The organism is Paraburkholderia sp. RL17-337-BIB-A, assembly GCF_046025895.1.
GTDB lineage: Bacteria > Pseudomonadota > Gammaproteobacteria > Burkholderiales > Burkholderiaceae > Paraburkholderia > Paraburkholderia fungorum_C.
On record NZ_JARESY010000002.1, the window covers coordinates 1,709,929 to 1,730,375 of the forward strand.

Genomic DNA, 20,447 nt, shown 5'->3' on the forward strand with positions numbered 1-20,447 from the left:
CCCTCGCACATTCGGCGTGAGTGACAAGGCGCTCATACTTCCCGCTTCGCACTGCGTGCTCATCGGAACGGGACCTCGGGGAGATTCCTCGCTGCTGCTTAGCCGTTCCGGAAAATGAAGCTGTAGCCGTTCAGCGCCGGTACGCCGCCCAGGTGCGCGTATAACACGCGTGAGCCTTCCGGGAATTCGCCGTTTCTTACCATGTCGAGCATGCCGTGCATCGATTTGCCCTCGTATACCGGGTCGGTCAATATACCCTCCAACCGCGCGCATAGACGGATTGCCTCCAATGTCCCCGCGTTCGGCAAACCGTATTCCGGACCGCCATAGCGCTCGTCCAACACCACATCCTTGTCCGTGATGTCGCGGCCAAGGCCGACTTTTTCCGCTGTCTGTTTGGCGATTCGGGTGATCTGCTCGCGCGTTTGTCCCGGCTTCGCCGACGCGTCGATGCCAATCACGCGCTCGGCACGGCCGTCGGCGGCGAAGCCCACTATCATGCCGGCTTGCGTGCTGCCCGTGACAGAGCACACCACGATGTAGTCGAACTTGAAGCCCAAGTCGGCTTCCTGTTGACGCACCTCCTCGGCGAAACCCACGAAACCCAAGCCGCCCAGCGGATGGTCGGAACAGCCAGCCGGAATCGCATACGGCCTGCCGCCCGCAGCTCGCACGCTCTCCAATGCGTCCTCCCAACTCTTGCGAAAACCAATGTCAAAGCCGTCGGCGACCAGCCGGACATCAGCGCCCAGAATGCGCGACATCTGAATGTTGCCGACGCGGTCGTACACGGCATCCGAATAGTTCACCCAGTTCTCCTGAACCAGCACGCACTTCATCCCCAGATGCGCAGCAACAGCCGCCACCTGACGGGTCTGGTTCGACTGGATCCCGCCAATCGACACCAGCGTGTCACAACCCTGCGCCAACGCCTCGGGAATCAGATACTCAAGCTTGCGCGTCTTGTTGCCGCCGAACGCAAAGCCGCTGTTGCAGTCCTCGCGCTTCGCATACAGATGCACCTTACCGCCCAGATGGTCGCTCAGCCGCTTCAACGGCTGGATCGGCGTCGGCCCAAAAGTCAGCGGGTAGCGAGGGAATCGTTGCAGGTTCATGGCAGCTCCAAGTTGTAGATTCGACGCGAGCAGGAAGTCGTCGCTCTAAACAAATGGTAGGGAAAAGCGGTAGAAATGAGCTTGCAAAGAAAGTCCATTCGGCATAATTTTGAAACTTAATAATTACCCACGGCTTAATAAAAGGCCGAATGGACGCCAATGAACACAATAAAAGTTCGTGCTATCCCGGCGGCGCACGGAAAGACCGGAGGGACCGAGAGGACCGCAAGAGCCGCAAGAGCCGTAGCGACAGTAGCAACCGCAACTTCCGAAGCCGATCCGCTTCACGTGCTCGATCGCATCGACCGGGCGATCCTGCGTCAGCTGCAAACCGATGCGTCGATTTCGAATGTCGCGCTCGCGGCCAAAGTCAAACTGAGTGCGCCGGCTTGTTTGCGGCGCGTCGAGCGGCTGAAGGAGTCGGGGCTGATCCGCGGCGTCGTCGCGTTGATCGACCCGAAGGCGGCTGGGGCGGGCATGCTGGTCATCATCGGCGTGGTGCTGGATCGATCCACGCCGGAGTCGTTTGCCGAGTTCGAGAAAGCGGCGCAGAAAGTGGCGGGATGCATGGAGTGCCACGTCGTGACCGGCGAGTTCGACTATTTCATGACGATCCGCACACGCGATAGCGACAGCTTCAATCGTCTGCACGCAGAGCAGTTGCTGTATCTGCCGGGCGTCCGGCAAATCCGTTCATTCATGGTGCTCAAGGAAATCCTGTCGACCACGAAATTTCCGTTGTAATCGCCGCAGTCACATAAAAAGACGCGCATGCTGTCATAAGGCTCCCTGCTGGCCGACTAAATGGCGAGACCACCCGCGAGCGGCGCATCAGCGCCTGAACGGGTGAACGGTGCGGACTTTCCGGGACGATCATCATGACTTGCAGCAGACGGCTATTCTTCAGGTTAATCGGCGCGGCGTCGCTTGCCGGCAGTACCGCCGCCTGGCGCACGGCAAGCGCGGCGGATATGGGTGCGGCGGCGGCCTACGAGGTTGCGCACAGCGACGCCGAGTGGCACAAGCTGCTCACGGACGCGCAATACCGCGTGCTGCGCGAAGCCGGCACGGAGCGGCCGTTCAGCAGCCCGCTAAACGACGAGCACCGTGCCGGCACATTCGCGTGCGCGGGTTGTGCATTGCCGCTGTTTTCATCGAAGACAAAGTTCGATAGCCGCACCGGCTGGCCGAGTTTCTGGCAGCCGCTGGATCACGCGGTGATCACGCATACCGACAAGTCCTTCGGCATGACTCGCGACGAAGTGCTGTGCCGGCGTTGCGGCGGCCATCTGGGTCACGTATTCGACGACGGTCCCAAGCCGACCGGCCTGCGCTATTGCATGAACGGCCTCGCTTTAACTTTTACGCCCGCCGCGCCCGCCACGCCCGGCACGAGTTGATCGAATCAGGACGGACATCATGAACATCGAGAAACGCATCATCGGCAAACCGGCCCGCTCGCGTGTGGGCGCTGTCGCGCTTTCGGTGGGGCTCGGCGCGCTGGCGTTGCTGCTGGCGCAGCGCATCGCGTTTTCATCGGAGACCGGGGTTGTCATTGCGCCGCCCGCGCTCGATGAGCCGATCCCGGCCACGGCCGCGCACGAAGAAACCGCCGTGTTCGCGGGCGGCTGCTTCTGGGGCGTGCAGGGCGTGTTCCAGCACGTGCGGGGCGTCACGAAGGCGGTGTCGGGTTATTCGGGGGGCCAGCGCGGCACCGCGCAGTACGAGACCGTCAGTGGCGGCGACACCGGTCATGCTGAATCCGTGCAGGTCACGTTCGATCCGACCAAGGTCACTTACGGGCAGTTGTTGCAGATCTATTTCTCGGTGATTCAGGATCCAACCGAGTTGAACCGTCAAGGGCCGGATAGCGGCGCGCAATACCGTTCAGCGGTGTTCCCGCTGAATGACACGCAGCGCCACGTCGCGCAAAGCTATATCGCACAACTCGAAAAGGCACACGCTTTCCCCGCGCCGATCGTCACGAAGACGGAGCCGTTCAAAGGCTTCTACCCGGCTGAGTTCTACCATCAGAACTACCTGACGCTGCATCCAAACTCCGCGTATATCGCACTCTACGACATCCCGAAAGTCGCAAACCTGAAGCGGCTGTTTCCGAATCTCTATCGCGACAAGCCTGTGCTGGTCGAAGCAGCGCAGTAAGACGCGAGCGCCGCGTCAGCGGCAAACTGACGGGTCCGGCACCGCGCCTGCGCGGCAGCGGGCATCGCCCGACGATGTATCGCGGGACGCGTTCGCCCAGCGCGTCGAACAGGACCGGGCGGTTCTCGCCGTGCGACTGGATGATCGCTGCCGGCAATGCGTCGGCCGCCGCCCAATTTTTGTGCTTGTATTCTGCCAGTCATTGTCGCCACGGCGTGCTTGCGCTCGCCATCGATCCGTCCTTAGCTTTACTATCCAGGCCGATGCTCCAGCGACCAGGCCCGCATTTGGCACGGGACCCTGCGTCGGCAAATCTTTCGCACGTCGCTGTTCATACAAAAGCCCGATTTACGGGGTGGCATCAGCTTCGAACAGCGCGTTTTGCCGGGCAATGCGTGTCGTCTGCTGAAAAAATTACACGTCGTGCGTAGCAGTGTGGCGGTCGTACCGAAGTTTTTCAATCCATTTGGATTTTCGGGCGAGAACATAAACCCCTTCGCGATACGCGAGAACGGAGGCACTGTGTTGAACAGCCGTAGAAAGCGGATCGGCAAGGTTCGCAATAAACAAACAAGCATCGCGGCAACGTCTCTAGTCGCCGCGACCATCGGCGGTATTGCCGTTTTACCGGAATCGGCTCTGGCCCAGACACCGTCGCCCTTGGGCGAATGGCAGTACTCCGTCGGCATTCCGCTGCAGAAGATGTGGCAGCCGACTGTCCCGGACTGGCAGGTGCGCGTCGGCGCGGCGACGTCGTTCCAGCCGCGCTATGAGGGATCCGACCGGTATCACCTAATGGCCGGTCCGAGCATCGACGTGCGCTACAAGGACCTGTTCTTCTTTTCAAGCGGCGAGGGCCTCGGTGTCAACTTCGCGCAGGGGCAGAACTGGCGCGCGAGCCTCGCGGCGGTCTACGACCTCGGACGTCGCGCTCACGACGATGCGCAGGAACTGAACGGCCTCGGCAACATCAATCCGGCGCCGGGCCTCAAACTCTCCGGCGAATATGTCGTGTCGAAGGATTTCCCGCTTGTGTTGCGCGCCGACGTGCGCCGCTACTTCGGCGGATCGAACGGCTGGATCGGCGATCTGGGCGCTTATATGCCGATGCCGGGCAGCACAGAGAAATTCTTCTGGTTTGCCGGGCCAAATGTATCGCTCGCCGACTCCAACTACATGAATAGCTGGTACGGCGTGAATCAGAATCAGGCGGCGCACTCGCAATACTCGCAGTATCACGCGAGTGCCGGCTTCAAGTCGGTGGGCTTCGGCATTAGCGCAGTGTGGCTGTTCGACAAGCACTGGTTTGCCACTGCGGACGGCGCATTTGAACAACTGGTCGGCGGTGCGGGCAATAGTCCGCTTGCACACACACGCGCCACCGGTGTGGCCGATATCTCCATCAACTATCGCTTCTGACACAGCGTTTTCGCGTCTGAGCGTATGGGACAAAGGCGTGCCATTGCGGCACGCCTCGGTGAAGTGCGGTGGAGGATTCGCGGGGGACCCTACGCAAGTTAAGTCGCGGGTACATCGTTTGCTGCTTTCTTCTGATGCGTTAGACCGGATATTCCTCCCGGCGCGCCCGAATGCAAGGAGCAAATCCCCATGGCAGGTAAAGCGAATACGCAGAAGCCCGCAGCAAAGCCTGCGCAGGCCGACGATCCGAAATCGAAGGACCTCGAACAGTTTCGAGTCTCTCCGGAAGGCCAGGCGCTGAGAACCAACCAGGGCGTGAAAATCGCCGACAATCAGAACACCCTGCGCGCGGGTCCGCGCGGCCCCTCGCTGCTGGAAGATTTCATCATGCGTGAGAAGATCACGCATTTCGACCACGAGCGGATCCCTGAACGCATTGTGCATGCACGCGGCTCGGCGGCGCATGGCGTGTTTCAGGTGTACGAGTCGATGCGCGAGTACACCGAGGCCGCCTTCCTGCAGGACCCGAACGAGCAGACGCCGGTGTACGTACGTTTCTCGACGGTGCAGGGCCCGCGCGGCTCGGCCGATACCGTGCGCGACGTGCGCGGCTTTGCGGTGAAGTTCTACACGCAGGAAGGTAATTACGATCTGGTCGGCAACAACATGCCAGTGTTCTTCATTCAGGACGCCATCAAGTTTCCCGACTTCGTGCATGCGGTAAAACCGGAGGCGCCGAATGAAATGCCGACCGGCGGCTCCGCGCACGATACCTTCTGGGACTTCGTGTCGCTCGTGCCCGAGTCCACGCATATGGTGCTGTGGACCATGTCCGACCGCGCGATTCCACGCAGCCTGCGCACCATGGAAGGCTTCGGCATTCACACGTTCCGCTTCGTGAATGCAGAAGGCAAGGCGCGTTTCGTCAAATTTCACTGGCGCCCGGTGCTGGGCTCGTATTCGCTGCTGTGGGACGAGGCGCAGAAACTCGCCGGCAAAGACCCGGATTTCCATCGGCGTGACCTGTGGGAAGCGATCGAACGGGGCGACTTCCCCGAATTCGAGCTGGGCGTGCAGATCGTCGAGGAAGCCGACGAGCATAAGTTCGATTTCGACCTGCTCGATCCGACCAAACTGATTCCGGAAGAACGGGTGCCGGTGAAGATCATCGGCAAGATGACGCTCAATCGTAATCCGGACAACTTCTTCGCCGAGACCGAACAGGTTGCATTCCATCCGGGCCACATCGTACCGGGTCTGGATTTCTCGAACGATCCGCTATTGCAAGGGCGTTTGTTCTCGTACACCGACACGCAGATCAGCCGCCTTGGCGGACCGAACTTCCACGAGATTCCGATCAACCGCCCGGTATGCCCATTCAATAACAATCAGCGCGATGCGATGCATCGCCAGGCGATCAATGTTGGGCAAGCCTCGTATGAGCCGAATTCGGTGAGCGGCGGCTGGCCGAAGGAAACGGATCCGGCGCCTTCGGATGGGGGCTTCGAAAGCTATCAGGAACGCGTGGAGGGCACGAAGATTCGTGTGCGCAGCGAGTCGTTCGCCGATCATTTTTCGCAGGCCGCGCTGTTTTATAACAGCATGTCCCAGCCTGAGAAAGATCATATCGCGGCGGCGTATCAGTTCGAACTCGGCAAGGTCACCAAGCCGGAGATTCGCGCGCGCGTGGTGAACGAGATTCTCGCAAACTTCGATGCGGGGCTCGCAGCGAAGGTCGCCGAAGGACTCGGCTTGCCCGCCCCGAAGAAAGGAACGGCGAAGCTCACGGGGCCGAAGGAGTCGCCGGCGCTTAGTTTGCTCAATCGCGTGAAGCCCGGCATCAAGACCCGCAAGATCGCCTTGCTGGCCGCGCCTGGTTCCGACGGCGCGGCGATCAGGAAGCTGCAACAGGCGCTGAAAAGCGAGGGCGCGGCGCCGATGTTGATTGCACCGACGCTTGCCGCCATCGACGGCATGGCGCCGGACGCAACCATTGCCGGGTTGCCGTCGATCATGTTCGACGCGGTGGTCGTGGTAGGCGGCGAAGCGGGTGCGAAGACGCTGGCGCAATCGGGCGATGCACGGCACTTCGTGCTCGAAGCCTTCAAGCATCTGAAGGCGCTTGCGGCGATCGGCGCGGGGCGCGACGTGCTGGCTGCGGCCCACTTGCCGGACCATGCCGACGGCGTGATCAGCGGCGACGACAAGCAGGCGGCCGATGTGCTGAAGAACTTCATCAAGGTGGCTGAACAGCATCGCGTGTGGTCGCGAGCCGCGCAGGCGGAGACAGTGCCGGCGTAATGACGGTATGACTTGAACATCAGGTTTGTCTGAGCATTGCGGCGCTTCAAGCAGCCGCGTTGCTTAAGCGGACTGGCCGGTGTGAACCGGCCAGTTTTTTTGCGTGCTGAAATGATGAAACCGAAGGTTACGGATTGATTCGCATCTCATGCAGCCGATGCGTATTCTTCGGGGCCGCGGCAGCGGAAGCCGCGGCCGCCGACACTCCCGCGGGACCTTCAGGAATATCGCTGGGCCGCGAGGCCTGCACCGTTTGCGGGTAGAGCACGAGAAGGGCGCGCAACACCCCATTGGTCCAACCGAAGCCATCTTGCAGCGGATACTCGCCACCGCCAGCAGCGACACCTGGTGCGGCCGCATCGACGTCGTACTTCTCGACCAGTTTGCCGGTGTGCTGATAGTAGGAGACGTTGGTCCTGATCCAGCGCGTGGCGATGGTTTGCGCGAGGACCGGTTCGCTATAGCGGCGCAAGCCGATCACTGCCAGATACTGCAGGGGTGCCCAACCGTTTGGTGCATCCCATTGTTGACCGCTAATCACCTGCGTGGTGGCGAGCCCGCCGGGGCGCAGCAATTCGCGCTGCAGGGTGGCGGCGACGGTTTTCGCCTGCTGACGGCTCGCTACACCCGTGTACAACGGATAGACCGTGGCGGCGGTGAGACGGTGGGTGAGTGAGCGATGCACGAAGTCATAGTCCCCGAACGCTTGCAGTTGCGGGTCCCACAGCACGCGCCGGATCGCGTCCGCGCGCGTGGTGGCGCGCTGCTCCATATTTTCCGCATGCGTGACATCGCCGCGCAGACGGTACGCTTTCGCCAGTGTGCGTTCCAGATCGACCAGCAGGCAATTCAGGTCAACGGGCACGAGCGAGGTCACGTCGACGGTGGCGAGCGTCTTGCCGTCCGCAAACCATCGCGAGCTGAAATCCCAACCGGTTTCACCGCCTGCGCGCAGATTGCGCCACAGATCGGCGGAGTCGCGTTGAGGCGTTTGCTGCGCGGTGACAACGTCTTCGCGATACGACTCGTCACGGGGCGCTGCGCGCTCGTCCCAATAGCGGTTGAGCAGCGAGCCGTCGGCGAGGCGCACCACATGCCGGCTAGCCTGGCCTGCCGGAAGGCCATCGCTGCCATCCATCCAGTAGGCGTATTCGCGCTGCAATTCAGGCAGGTACTGCACATAGACGGCGTCGCCGTCCTTCTCGGCGACAAGGCGCACCATTTGCGCGAAGAACGGCGGCTGCGAACGGCTCAGATAGTAGGTGCGATTGCCGTTTGGAATATGCCCATACCGATCGATCAGGGTTGCGAAGTTTTTCAATTCGTCGACGACCAGCGCGTGTTGTCCGCTCTGTTCCAGACCGAGCATGATGAAGTACGAATCCCAGTAATAGATCTCATCGAAACGATCGCCCGGCACGATATACGCATAGGGCAGCGGCAACAGCGACGACCACGGGCTTGCCGTCGAATCCGGTTCCCGGCGCAGGACATTCCAGAGCGTATCGATATGACTGACCACATCCTGATTCGGATCGGAGACGTAGGCCTTTGTCGCACGAGTGGGGAGTACGAAATTGCGCTTCACAAAATCGCCGAGACTGAAATTAGCCTGCGACTTTGCCGCCTCATAAGCGGCCGTGATTCGCGCGGGCGACGAAAGCGGCACCATATCGGCGAAGGTTTTGCTGTCTGGAAAGAGATGAGCGAGTTCGACATCACGATACAACGCGGGGTACTGCTCGGACGGCGGCACGGCCACGACGGGCGACGCTTGCGTGGGAGGCGCCACGTGCATGGCGGCACTCGCGACGCTCCCGCCGACGGCTGGCGCAATCGGCTGAACAGCCCCGGCAAAAGACGCGTACCACAGGACCGCAGCGACAAGTGCGGAACGAAGACGAATGCGACAGAGAGTGGTGAGAATGGGATAGGTCATCGGCGACGGGCAAGAGTGGGGACGTAAACGATGAAGGACAGTTATTCTTCTCACGATTGACTCACGTTAGCAACGCAAAGTTGCACACAATTGCACGACACAGGAAAACCAAAGCAAATTAAGCGACCTGCATACCCAACACCGGCGCATCCCAGACAGCTTTACGAATCACCGCACCGACACGCGCAGCGCTACCGGAAGTATGAGGCTTTGCGAAGAGAGGCCGATGACTCACACGATTACCGAGCGAACCCGCCGATCTTCATGATGTTCCATTCCGACGAGCACGCAGTGCGAGGCGGGAAGTATGAGTCCTTTGTCACCAACGCGGAATGTGCGAGAACACAGATTCCAGATGCACCACAACCGTAGCTGTGCGGGGGCCCCGCTTATGAGCTGGCGGTGTGAGCCGCTTTCTTTGCTTATCTTTCTTTGCGGCGGCAAAGAAAGTAAGTGCCGCCCCGCACAGGGGCGACGCTAATAGACCAATACCAATGCAAGGAAAGGCCAAAAACCTAGACCAAGGAAAAGACCAAAAAACCCCAGATCCAGAGAAAACCCACCCCCTCATACAATGAGGAAAACAAACCAAAACCCCGCGCCCATCATGGCCGCCTCCCCAAAACCATCAAAAAAAACCAACCCCATCCTGTATGATTACGCCCGTCGCGCAGCGACCCAAGAACCACCATCGAGTACCCGAAAAAAATTCCGAACACCCAAGCCGAAGACAGAAAAAATGACCGCATCCCAAGCTGTCGATCAAAACCGTTTTCGCAGCATCATCCGCCGCAACATCGCATTGCCTTTAGGCGTCGGCCTCCTCACGATGGCTGTATTCGTCGGCCTGATCGCCTACCTCGTTTCAACCATGAACTGGGCGGAGCACTCCGAACGCGTCATCGGCCAGGCGAACGAAATGCTGCGTCTCGCGGTGGACCGCGAATCCTCGATGCGTGGCTTCCTGATCACGGGCAACGAAAGCTTCCTCGCGCCGTACGAATCCGGCGGCCCCAACTTCAAGGCGCAGATCGAAGCACTCCAGCAACTGGTCTCCGACAATCCCCCGCAAGTCGAAAAACTCAAGCAGATCGAAGCGATCCAGCAACGCTGGACCAATATCGCCGAGGGCCTGATCGATGCGCGCCGCCGGAATCAGGACTACGAAAGCGCCGTGGCGAGCAATCGCGGCAAGACTGAATTCGACGAAACGCGCCGCGAATTCGGTGAATTTCTCGATGTCGAATTGCGCCTGCGCCAGGAGCGTGCCGAGGCGACGCGCCGCGTCACCACCACCTTGGTCAGCGTGTTCCTGCTCTTCAGCCTGGGCGTGAGCGGCCTGCTCGCATGGGTGGGGCGCCGCGAACTGATGGGCCTGTCATCCACATACGACGGCGTGCTGCGCAAACAGGCCGAACAGACCGACATATTGCAGGAGCAAGTGTGGTTGCGCTCCGGCCAGCGCCTGCTTGCGGAAAAGGTCGTCGGCCAGGCGACTCCGCAACTGGTCGGCCGCGCGATGCTCGACTTCCTCGCGCAATATCTCGATGCCGCCGTCGGTGCGCTCTATGTGCGGGACAAACAGCACGGCACGTTGCAGCGCATCGCCACCTATGGCTTCAGCCGTGAAAGCGAGCAGGCTACCGCGCGCAACGTCGAGGAATCGGAAACATTGATCGGCCAGGCATCGGTCGCACGCCGCATGCTGGTGCTGCGCGATGTGCCGGATAACTACGTGCAAGTAGTTTCCGCCACGGGCAAAAGTGCGCCGAAGAATCTGCTGATCATGCCGATCGAAAACGACGGCCAGGTCAACGGTGTCGTCGAGCTCGGCTTTATCCGCCAGCTGACGGCGCGCGATCAGGAGTTCATGAATCTGATCAGCAATAGCATGGGCGATTTCGCCGAAGCGGCCCTGTATCGCGAACGTCTGCAAGATGCACTTGTCGAGACGCAACAGTTGAACGAAGAGCTTCAGGTTCAGCAGGAGGAACTGCGCGTCTCCAACGAGGGCCTGGAAGAACGCGGCCGCGCGCTGATGGAGTCGCAAACGCGGCTCGAGGCGCAGCAGGCCGAACTCGAGCAGACCAACGTACAGCTCGAAGAATATGCCCAGCGTCTCGAGCGGCAGAAGTCGGACCTGCTGCGCGCGCAAGACGATCTCGCCGCCAACGCAGCGCGCCTCGAACAGTCGAGCCGCTACAAGTCCGAGTTCCTCGCGAACATGTCGCATGAATTGCGTACTCCGCTGAACAGTTCGTTGATTCTCGCGAAGCTGTTGCAGCAGAACCGCACCGGCAATCTGAACGAAGAGCAGGTGCGCTACGCGGAAACCATTCACGCGTCGAACAGCGATTTGCTGGTGCTGATCAACGACATTCTCGATTTGTCGAAGGTCGAGGCGGGACAGGTGACGGTCGAACTCGAAACCGTATCGGTCGATGCAACCCTGCAGTCGTTACAGGAAATGTTCAGCCCGATGGCCGCCGCGAAGCACTTGAGCCTCGCCTTCGACCGTCTGCCCGGCACGCCCGACACGTTCATTACCGACGGTCAGCGGGTCTCGCAGATTCTGCGTAACCTGCTCTCGAACGCCGTGAAGTTCACTGAACACGGCGAAGTGGCTGTGTCGGCCGCGCCGGCTGAAGGCAATATGCTGCGTATCGACGTGCGCGATTCCGGCATTGGCATTCCGGCGGACAAGCTGGAAATGATCTTTGAAGCATTCCAGCAGGCCGACGGGTCCACTAGCCGCCAATACGGCGGCAGTGGTTTGGGGCTGTCCATTTCGCGCGAGTTTTCCCGTCTGCTCGGTGGCCGGATTACGGTGGCCAGCGAAGTGGGCAAGGGCAGTGTGTTCTCGCTCTGGTTGCCGCTCGACGCCGAGGCGGCGTTGGCGGGCAGCCGGAATGTGCCAATGCCGGCGCCGGCGTTTGCGCAGAATCACGCGCCCGCAGCCATGGCGAGCCCGGTCCAGGCGGCGCCGGAGCCGCTGCTGACGCGCACGCCCTCGAGCGGCGCCCAAGCGGCCGTCATCACGGCCGCCAACGGCTTGTCTGAGGGCAATGCACCCGAAGCCACCAGCGGCCCGATCGCCGACGACCGCGACAACCGCACGCGTGCCGGCCGTCTGATCGTTGCCATTGAAGACGATCTCGCCTTTGCCGAAATCCTGCGCGAGCTGACGCACGAGCTCGATTTCGATTTCGTCCACGCTAGCAGCGCCGCCACCGGCCTCGCGCTGGTACGCGACATGTGCCCGGCCGCGGTGCTGCTCGATGTCGGCTTGCCGGACCGCTCCGGCCTGACCGTGCTGGAGTGGCTGAAGAACGATCCGCTCACGCGCCACATCCCGATTCATATCGTTTCGGCCACCGACCACGCCGACAAGGCGCTGCACCTCGGCGCCATTGGCTATACGCTCAAGCCGACCGCGCGCAGCACGATGGAAGCCGCGATCCGCCGTCTCGAAGCCCGCCTGCAACAGCGCCTCAAGCGCGTGCTGGTGATCGAGGACGACGCGCCGATGCGCGAAAGCATCCGCGCGTTGCTGCAAAACGAAAACACCGAGATCGTTGCGGTTGCAACCTTGGCGGAGGCGCTCGAATATCTGGCGAAGTTCACATTCGATTGCGTGGTGACCGACCTCGCGCTGCCCGACGGCACCGGCTACGATCTGCTCGAACGGCTAGCTGCGAACACCGCGCACGCCGCGCTGCCGGTGATCGTCTACACGGGGCGCATGCTGTCCGACGAGGAAGAGCACCGCCTGCGCCGCTATTCGAAGTCGATCATCATCAAGGGGGCGAAGTCACCCGAGCGTCTGCTCGATGAAGTCACGCTGTTCCTGCACAGCGTGGAGTCGTCGCTGGCACCCGAGCAGCAGCGCATGCTGCGCACCGTGCGGCAGCGCGACAATGCCTTCGAGGGTCGCACCATCCTGCTGGCCGAAGACGACGTGCGCAATATTTTTGCGCTCTCACATGTATTGGAGCCGCTCGGTGCGAAACTGGAGATTGCGCGCAACGGACGCGAAGCGCTCGAGGCGCTGAAAAACGGTCCTGAGGTGCATCTGATCCTGATGGATATCATGATGCCGGAGATGGACGGTTTGACGGCAATGGGGGAGATCCGCCGCAATCCGCGCTTTGCGCATCTGCCGATCATTGCGCTGACCGCCAAGGCGATGGCGAACGACCGTACCCGCTGCCTCGAAGCCGGTGCCGACGACTACGTGTCCAAGCCGATCGACGTGGACAAGCTGGTTTCGCTGTGCCGCGTGTGGCTGCGGCAACGGTAGTTGGGAAACAGGAACACGATGAGCCAGTCCGAGTTTGACGTGCCGCAGCGCATCAGCGATTTCGACATCGAGTTGAAACTGCTGCTGGAGGCGATTTACCTCAAATACCAGCACGATTTCCGGCATTACGCGATGTCGTCGCTGCGCCGCCGGCTGTCACAGGCGCTCGAGGAGTTCGGGCTGAGGACGCTGTCGCAGTTGCAGGACCGCATCATGCGCAACGGCGACGAGTTTTCGCGGCTGTTCCAGTACCTGACGGTGCAGGTCAGCGACATGTTCCGCGATCCGTCGTATTTCCTCGCGCTGCGCGAACATGTGCTGCCGCGTCTGCGCACCTATCCGTCGATCAAAGTGTGGGTAGCGGGGTGCAGCACGGGCGAGGAATTATGGTCGCTGAAAATCCTCTTCGACGAAGAGGGGTTGACGGAACGCACGCTGTTTTACGCGACCGACATCAGCCCTGACGCATTGGGGCGCGCCGAGTCCGGCATCTATGCGCTCGATCGGGTTCAGGGCTTCACGCAGAATTACCTGGCGGCCGGCGGCAAGCGGTCGTTATCGGATTACTATCATGCGGCGTATGGCGGCGCGCGCTTCGCGGGTTCGCTGAAGGATCGCGTTGTGTTCGCCGACCATAGCCTGTCCACTGACGAAGTCTTTCTCGAGGCGCACCTGGTATCGTGCCGCAACGTGCTGATCTATTTCGATCGCGGCTTGCAGGATCGTGCGCTGGGTCTGTTTGAAAACGCGTTGGTGCGGCGCGGTTTTCTCGGCTTGGGCAGCAAGGAAAGTTTGCGTTTTTCGAACCATTCCGAAGCGTTCGACGAGTTCCGTCCGAGCGAACGCATTTATCAGAAGCGCTAGCACGGCCATCATGTCTCGCTCAAACGCCACACCAGCCGTCGAATCCCAGCCGGGTGCTGCCGAAGCACGCGGCTTCGAGCTCGTGGTGATCGGCGGCTCGGCCGGCGGCATTGAAGTGTTGAACGTGCTGCTTGGCGCGCTGCCCGCGAGCTTTGCGCCGGCGGTGATGATCGTCACCCACCTGCCGCCGGATTCGCCGAGCTACCTGGTGCACGCGTTCGCGCATCGCTGCGCGTTGCCCGTGCTCGAACCCGACGCGGGCGAGCGGATCATGCCGGGCCGCGTGCATGTCGCGCCGCCCGGCTATCACATGCTGGTGGAAGTGGACCGCACCGTCGCGCTTTCGACCGATGCCGCCGTACGTTTTTCGCGGCCGTCGATCGATGTGTTGTTCGATTCCGCTGCCTCGGTATATGGCGAGCGTTTACTGGCGATTCTGCTGTCTGGCGCCAACGACGACGGCGCGCGCGGCATGAAGCGCGTGCGGGCGTTAGGCGGCACGGCCTGGGTGCAGGCGCCCGACAGCGCCAGTTCGCCCGAAATGCCGCGCGCCGCGATTGAGCGCGGTGCGGTGGATCACATCTATTCTCCCGAAACCATGGCCCGGCTGCTTGCAGCATTGCCGGCCTCTCTCTGACCCGATGCCATGACGAACCCACCCGTGAACATCCTGATCGTCGACGACATCGTGCACAACATTACCGCGCTCGAAGCTTTGCTGGCGCGGCCGGACCTTGCCGTGCTGGTGGCGGACTCGGGCACCGCGGCGCTCGATCTGCTGCTCAAGCACGAGGTGGCGCTGGCGATTCTCGATGTCAACATGCCGGGCATGAACGGCTTCGAACTGGCTGCCTTGATGCGCGGCAGCCCGCGCACTTCGCATGTGCCGATCATCTTTCTGACCGCGACCGCGCAGGATTCATCGCGCACGTTTCGCGGCTACGAGGCCGGCGCGGTTGATTTCCTTTATAAGCCGTTCGATCCGCGGATTCTGCAATCGAAGGTCGATGTGTTCGTGCAACTGGAGCAGCAGAAGCGCCAGCTTGCGGCGCAGCTCGTCACGACGCGGCAGATGCTCGAAGCCAACGAGATGTTGATGGCGGTGCTGAGTCACGATTTGCGCACGCCGCTCGGCGCGGTGCTGGCGTCGGCGGAATATCTGATGCGCACCGCGGCCGACGATCAATCGATGACGGTGGCGACGCGCGTGAAGAACAGTTCGTTGCGCATGGCGCGGATGGTGGATCAGTTGCTCAATCTTGCGCGCCTGCAGGGTGGCCGCTTGCCGTTGCAGCCGCGCTCGATCGAATTAGCGACGTTGTGCAGATCGGTGATCGATGAGTTCGCTTCGCGGGAGAACGGCAAGCGGATCGTGTTTGCGAGCCGGGGGAACACTGCGGGTGCGTGGGATACGGATCTGGTTTGGCAGGCGGTGTCGAATCTGGTGAGTAATGCGTTGCATCATGGCACGCAGGGAGGGGATATCGGTGTCGAGGTGGACGGCGATTCCGTCGAGTCAGTGCGGTTGAAGGTTGCCAATCGCGGGACGATTCCGCCTGAAGTGTTTCCGCATCTTTTCAAGGCCTTCGGGCCGAATAGCAGTGGGGCGCGGTCGCGGGAGGGGTTGGGGCTTGGGTTGCATATCGTGCAGGAGATTGCCCGCATGCACGGCGGGAGTGTCAGTGTTAACTCTGATGAGGCTGCTGGTACTGTTTTTGTTATTGAATTGCCGAGGATGGTGACGTTGGTGAGGGGGTCTTTTACTGGGAGATAAGGGGTTGGTTTTGCCTGCGGCGTTGGGGGGCGTTGATTTGGTTGCCTGCGTGGCGCTTATTGTTTGTTTGACTGCGGTGTTGGTATTTCCCTGATTTGGTTGCCCGTGCGGGGCTTATTGTCTGTTTGCCTGTGGCGTTGGCCTTTTCTTGAATTTGTTGCCAGCGGCGCTTGGTTGTCTGTGCTTTTGTGGCGTTGGCCTTTCCTTGAATTGATATTGGTCTATTCGTGTTGCCCCTGTGCGGGGCGGCACTTACTTTCTTTGCCGCCGCAAAGAAAGATAAGCAAAGAAAGCGGCTCACACCGCTAATTCTTAAGCGGGTCCCTCGCGCAGTGGCGGTAGTGGTGCATCTGGAATCTGTGTTCTCGCACATTCCGCGTTGGTGACAAAGGGCTCATACTTCCCGCCTCGCACTGCGTGCTCGTCGGAACGGGACATCACGAAGATCGGCGGGGTCGCTTGGGAATCGTGTGAGTCATGCTCATCAACCGTAGCTGGACGCGGCCGCTAATTCCTTGCCGTAGGCTGGCGCCAGCGGATCGGGCTCGTAGTGCAGGCTTCTGCTTCTCTTCGCAAAGCCGTCCTCGCGCGCCGAGGGGCACTTCTTGAAGCCGTCCGCTGCGTTTTCACGCTCACGCTTCAGTGGGCGCGGTGACTGGGCGCGTATCGTGTGTATGCATTTTTGCCTCCGCCTCTCTCGATTGTTGCCATGGCATATCGTCGGACCTCGCGGCGGCCTGACTGCACCGACCGTTTGCGCCGAGGCGAAGCCGATGGCCCCCCACCGCGCCTAAGCGAAGCCCCTGGTTTCCCATGCAAGCCCGTCCTCGCCGAGGCGAAGCCGATGGCTCCCGCCACGCCGAAACGAGGCCCTTGATTTCCCATACATACCCATCCGCGACGCACGCAGTGCGGAGTGGGCGCTGATGAGCGCGTTGTCACTCACGCGAAATGTGCGATGGCACAGATTCCAGATGCGCCACTACCGCGACTGTGCGGGGGACCCGCTTATGAGCTGGCGGGTTGAGCCGCTTTCTTTGCTTATCTTTCTTTGCGGCGGCAAAGAAAGTAAGTGCCGCCCCGCACAGGGGCAACGCTAATAGACCACTAACAATTCAAGGAAAGGCCACCGCCATAAAAGCACAGACAAACAAGCGCCACTCAGGCAGACAGATCAAGGAAAGGCCACCGCCATAAAAGCACCAACGAACAAGCGCCGCACAGGCAACCACATCAAAAAAAAGCACTACCCCCGCAGCCCCCGGCAAAAAAAATCCATTGTGCTACGCTACCCAGACCCAAACCTCACACACCGGCGGCGACGCCGCCACCATCACACCATCATGCGTTCCTGGCGCATATCATCCACGCCGCCCCGCACGGGGCAAATCAACACTTCGCGTGTGACCGACCTCGTCATGTCGATCTCGCATGCCGACCCGGACGCGCTCGCTGCAAGCATTCTGAAAACCGTCGGCGACACACTCCCCATTTCGCAATGCACCATCTTCGCCTACGAATTCGACGCGAGACCGCGCACCGTCTCCGCCGCCGACCATCGCGGCGGCCGGTTTCTCCGTGATGTCGCCGAGCGCTACGCCACGCACTTCCATGCGCTCGACGGCAACCGCGCCATCATCGGTCGCCCGCAGGCGAAACAGCCGCACCAGCCATTGGTGTTGCACCAGCAGCACAGCGAAGAGATCGAGAACGAAGCCTACCGTGCCGCATGTTACGCACAGCCCAATGTGTCCGACCGGCTATCGTTGCTTCTGCAACCCGTGGAAAGCGTCTGGCTGTCGATCAATCTGTATCGTGATAGCGCCTATGGCATGTTTCAGCCAGGCGAACTCGAGCACGTGGAAAACCTGGCGCATCTGTTCGCGCACGCCGCGAAAAACCATTACGCCATCAACGGGCAGCATCAGCAAGGCACGGCAGCCGCGATGCTGGCACGCGTCAGACGCGCCTGTCCTGCGCTTACACCGCGCGAGATCGACGTGCTGCGCGGCACGCTCGAAGGCGCCAACGCCGCCGAGATCGCCGATCAGATGGGTATCAAGGCCACCAGCGTGATCACGTATCAGAAGCGCGCTTACGCCCGGTTAGGCATCTCCAGTCAGCGCCAGTTGTTTGCGCTATGTTTGCTGCCTGAGCGGTCTTGATCCGGCTCGCTTCGTCCGCCCGTCGGCTTGGGTCTCCCTATCCCAGCGCTTCAGCCACGGCATGATGAATTCCGCGAATCCGTCTGCGGGCGGCGACAGCGCACGTTCGGTGGAGCGATACACGCACACTTCGCGGATCGTTTCAGGGTCGACGATCCGCTTCATCACCAGCCCGAAGGTTCGCGCGAGCGGCGCGACATAGGCGGGCGCGAGCGTCACGGCAAGCCCCTGTGAAGCCACGCCGAACGCCGTGGTGACGTTGTCCACCACGTCCACCGGAATGATGCGCGCCTCCACCGGCAGATTAGCCAGCATCTGCTCCACGGCGCGCTCGTGATCGCGGCCAGTGGCAACAATCGGCACGTCGCGCACATGCTGCCACTGCACCCGGCGCCGCGCGCTCAACGGATGCGCCGGCGCGCACCACATCACCCACGGGCTCGCGAACGCCGGATCGCAGCGCACCCGCGTGCCGCTCTGACGATCCGGACCGATCGCGAGATCCACGTCGCCGCTTTCCACGCGCTCCACCAGCTGTTCGACCACGGTGTCGACTATGCGCACGACCACCTTCGGTTTGTCGCGCGCATATTCGGCAATAGCCGCCGGCAGCGCGGTCGCCGCGAGCACCAGCGGCGCGCCGACTCGCACGATGCCGGCTGCGCGATTGCGAATGTCGTCGGCGGATTGGGCGGCGGCGCGGACATAGCGCAGCACGGATTCGGCCGACGACAGAAAATCCTGTCCCGCACTCGACAGATTGACGCGCCGCGTCGTACGGTCGAAGAGGCGAAAGCCCAGTTCCGTTTCCAGTTCGGCCAGCAACTGGCTGACCGCCGACGAGCTCAGCCCGAGCCGTTCCGCCGCCGCGCCGATACTATGCAGATCGACGATGGCGAGAAAAGCCTCGAACTGACGAATGGTGACGCGAGTGAGTGGCATCCGGCGATTCTAAAGAAAAACTTACTAATCGTGAAAAATCGATTGATTGTAAGTGACGCGCCATTGGCCGACACTCGTCCTCATCGACGCGAAGGCGCTAACCCGCTTAGACTTCCGTCTCGCCCACACGGCTCATGCAAGCCGGAGAGTGCTGACCTGCAAGAGTCCGTATTCCGGGCGCACACCGGCCACTATCCAGCCCTATGCCGGGCTCCACGCAAGGAATCGCCATGTTCGACCACATTCCCGCCTACCCGGGCGACCCGATACTGAGCCTGAACGAGGATTTTCAACTCGATCCGCGGCCCAACAAGGTCAACTTGAGCATCGGCATCTATTTCGACGACGCCGGCACGTTGCCCGTGATGGACGCCGTACGGCGCGCCGAATCCGCGTTGCTCGATTCGATCGGCCCGCGCTCCTACCTGCCGATGGCGGGTCTGCCGCTCTATCGCGACGCGGCCCAGGCGCTGGTATTCGGCGCAGGCCATGAAGCGCGGGCGGCGGGCCGGATCGCGACGTTGCAGACCATCGGCGGCTCGGGCGCGCTGAAAGTCGGCGCGGATTTTCTGAAGCGCTATTTCCCGGGCTCGCAGATCTGGATCAGCGATCCGAGCTGGGAAAACCATCGCGTGGTGTTCGAAGGCGCGGGCCTCACGGTCAACACCTATCCGTATTACGACGAATACACCGGCGGCTTGCGTTTCGCCGATATGGTCGAAACGATCGACCGCTTGCCGGAACAAAGCATCGTGCTGTTGCACGCGTGCTGCCACAACCCCACCGGCGTCGATCTGAGCCCAGCGCAATGGGCAGAACTCGTGCCGGTATTGCAGCGCCGCAAACTGATCGCTTTTGTCGACATGGCCTATCAAGGTTTCGGCGCGGGTCTGGAAGAAGACGCCGCCTGCGTGCGCCTGCTCGCCGACGCGGGTGTGCCGTTGATCGCCGCCAATTCGTTTTCGAAGAATTTCTCGCTGTACGGCGAGCGCTGCGGTGCGTTGAGCGTGGTGTGCAAGAGCAAGGAAGAGGCGGCTCGCGTGCTCGGTCAATTGATGTCGACGGTGCGCTCCAATTACAGCAATCCGCCCACGCATGGCGCGCGCCTCGTGGCCAACGTGCTGTCGGACGCGTCGCTGCGTGCATCGTGGGAGGCGGAACTCGCCACCATGCGCGAACGGATTCTCGCCATGCGCGGCACGATTCACGCAGGCCTTGCCGGCCGCGTCGATGAAGTGATGCGCGCGCGTTACGTCGCGCAGCGCGGCATGTTCACGTACACAGGCTTGAGCGAAGCCCAGGTCGAGCGTTTGCGCAGCGAATACGCCGTGTATGTGCTGCGTTCGGGACGTATGTGCGTCGCCGGATTGAATGCACGCAACGCTGGTTATGTTGCATCGTCGATCGCGGCGGTGGTAGCGGGCGCATAAGGGCAGAGGTTCGCCAGCACCAGACGATAACGAAT

15 protein-coding genes are annotated in these 20,447 nt (G+C 61.4%); 11 read left to right on the forward strand and 4 right to left on the reverse strand.

What is annotated here, in order from left to right:
• Nucleotides 1–98: 98 nt before the first annotated feature.
• Nucleotides 99–1,115: a 1-aminocyclopropane-1-carboxylate deaminase gene (locus P0D84_RS28540; protein WP_408342136.1), complete on the reverse strand. Its 1,017-nt coding sequence runs from the start codon at nt 1,113–1,115 to the stop codon at nt 99–101.
• Nucleotides 1,116–1,274: 159 nt separating this feature from the next.
• Between P0D84_RS28540 and P0D84_RS28545 the strand changes: the two genes are divergently transcribed.
• The 5 genes from P0D84_RS28545 (at nt 1,275) to katE (ending at nt 6,998) form a co-directional block, all read left to right on the forward strand.
• The gene (locus tag P0D84_RS28545; RefSeq protein ID WP_408342138.1) at nt 1,275–1,859 is read left to right on the forward strand and encodes an Lrp/AsnC family transcriptional regulator; all 585 of its coding nucleotides are present in this window, start codon (nt 1,275–1,277) and stop codon (nt 1,857–1,859) included.
• Between the two features lie 134 nt (nt 1,860–1,993).
• Nucleotides 1,994–2,515 (forward strand): peptide-methionine (R)-S-oxide reductase MsrB, encoded by a 522-nt coding sequence (gene msrB / locus P0D84_RS28550; protein ID WP_408342140.1) that lies wholly within the window; start codon nt 1,994–1,996, stop codon nt 2,513–2,515.
• A 19-nt stretch (nt 2,516–2,534) separates the two neighbouring features.
• Complete coding sequence (msrA, locus tag P0D84_RS28555) at nt 2,535–3,278, forward strand: peptide-methionine (S)-S-oxide reductase MsrA (RefSeq protein ID WP_408342142.1); 744 nt, start codon at nt 2,535–2,537, stop codon at nt 3,276–3,278.
• 522 nt (nt 3,279–3,800) lie between these two features.
• Nucleotides 3,801–4,697, forward strand: a complete 897-nt coding sequence (locus P0D84_RS28560; protein WP_408342144.1) for a MipA/OmpV family protein — start codon at nt 3,801–3,803, stop codon at nt 4,695–4,697.
• A gap of 189 nt (nt 4,698–4,886) precedes the next feature.
• Nucleotides 4,887–6,998 (forward strand): catalase HPII, encoded by a 2,112-nt coding sequence (gene katE / locus P0D84_RS28565; RefSeq protein WP_408342146.1) that lies wholly within the window; start codon nt 4,887–4,889, stop codon nt 6,996–6,998.
• Nucleotides 6,999–7,125: 127 nt separating this feature from the next.
• Here katE and treF read toward each other — a convergent pair whose 3' ends face one another.
• Nucleotides 7,126–8,796 (reverse strand): alpha,alpha-trehalase TreF, encoded by a 1,671-nt coding sequence (gene treF / locus P0D84_RS28570; RefSeq protein WP_408342148.1) that lies wholly within the window; start codon nt 8,794–8,796, stop codon nt 7,126–7,128.
• Nucleotides 8,797–9,676: 880 nt separating this feature from the next.
• On the opposite strand from treF, the gene P0D84_RS28575 reads away from it, so the two are divergent.
• Genes P0D84_RS28575 through P0D84_RS28590 form a run of 4 tightly spaced genes read left to right on the forward strand, consistent with a single transcriptional unit; the run spans nt 9,677 to nt 15,875 of the window.
• Complete coding sequence (locus P0D84_RS28575) at nt 9,677–13,237, forward strand: response regulator (protein WP_408342150.1); 3,561 nt, start codon at nt 9,677–9,679, stop codon at nt 13,235–13,237.
• Nucleotides 13,238–13,255: 18 nt separating this feature from the next.
• Nucleotides 13,256–14,101, forward strand: a complete 846-nt coding sequence (locus P0D84_RS28580) for a CheR family methyltransferase (RefSeq protein WP_408342152.1) — start codon at nt 13,256–13,258, stop codon at nt 14,099–14,101.
• A gap of 10 nt (nt 14,102–14,111) precedes the next feature.
• Nucleotides 14,112–14,738, forward strand: coding sequence for a chemotaxis protein CheB (locus tag P0D84_RS28585; protein WP_408342154.1), 627 nt, complete (start codon nt 14,112–14,114; stop codon nt 14,736–14,738).
• A 9-nt stretch (nt 14,739–14,747) separates the two neighbouring features.
• Nucleotides 14,748–15,875, forward strand: a complete 1,128-nt coding sequence (locus tag P0D84_RS28590; RefSeq protein WP_408342156.1) for a hybrid sensor histidine kinase/response regulator — start codon at nt 14,748–14,750, stop codon at nt 15,873–15,875.
• Here P0D84_RS28590 and P0D84_RS28595 read toward each other — a convergent pair.
• On the reverse strand, nt 15,862–16,176 hold the full coding sequence (locus tag P0D84_RS28595) for a hypothetical protein (RefSeq protein WP_408342158.1): 315 nt from the start codon (nt 16,174–16,176) through the stop codon (nt 15,862–15,864). The two genes, P0D84_RS28590 and P0D84_RS28595, sit on opposite strands and share 14 nt — an antisense overlap.
• A gap of 1,042 nt (nt 16,177–17,218) precedes the next feature.
• Between P0D84_RS28595 and P0D84_RS28600 the strand changes: the two genes are divergently transcribed.
• Entirely contained in the window at nt 17,219–18,040 is an 822-nt protein-coding gene (locus P0D84_RS28600) for a helix-turn-helix transcriptional regulator (RefSeq protein WP_408342160.1), read from the forward strand.
• On the opposite strand, the gene P0D84_RS28605 is transcribed toward P0D84_RS28600, so the two are convergent.
• On the reverse strand, nt 18,014–18,982 hold the full coding sequence (locus P0D84_RS28605; RefSeq protein WP_408342162.1) for a LysR family transcriptional regulator: 969 nt from the start codon (nt 18,980–18,982) through the stop codon (nt 18,014–18,016). The two genes, P0D84_RS28600 and P0D84_RS28605, sit on opposite strands and share 27 nt — an antisense overlap.
• A 230-nt stretch (nt 18,983–19,212) precedes the next feature.
• On the opposite strand from P0D84_RS28605, the gene P0D84_RS28610 reads away from it, so the two are divergent.
• On the forward strand, nt 19,213–20,412 hold the full coding sequence (locus tag P0D84_RS28610; protein ID WP_408342164.1) for an amino acid aminotransferase: 1,200 nt from the start codon (nt 19,213–19,215) through the stop codon (nt 20,410–20,412).
• Nucleotides 20,413–20,447: the final 35 nt, after the last annotated feature.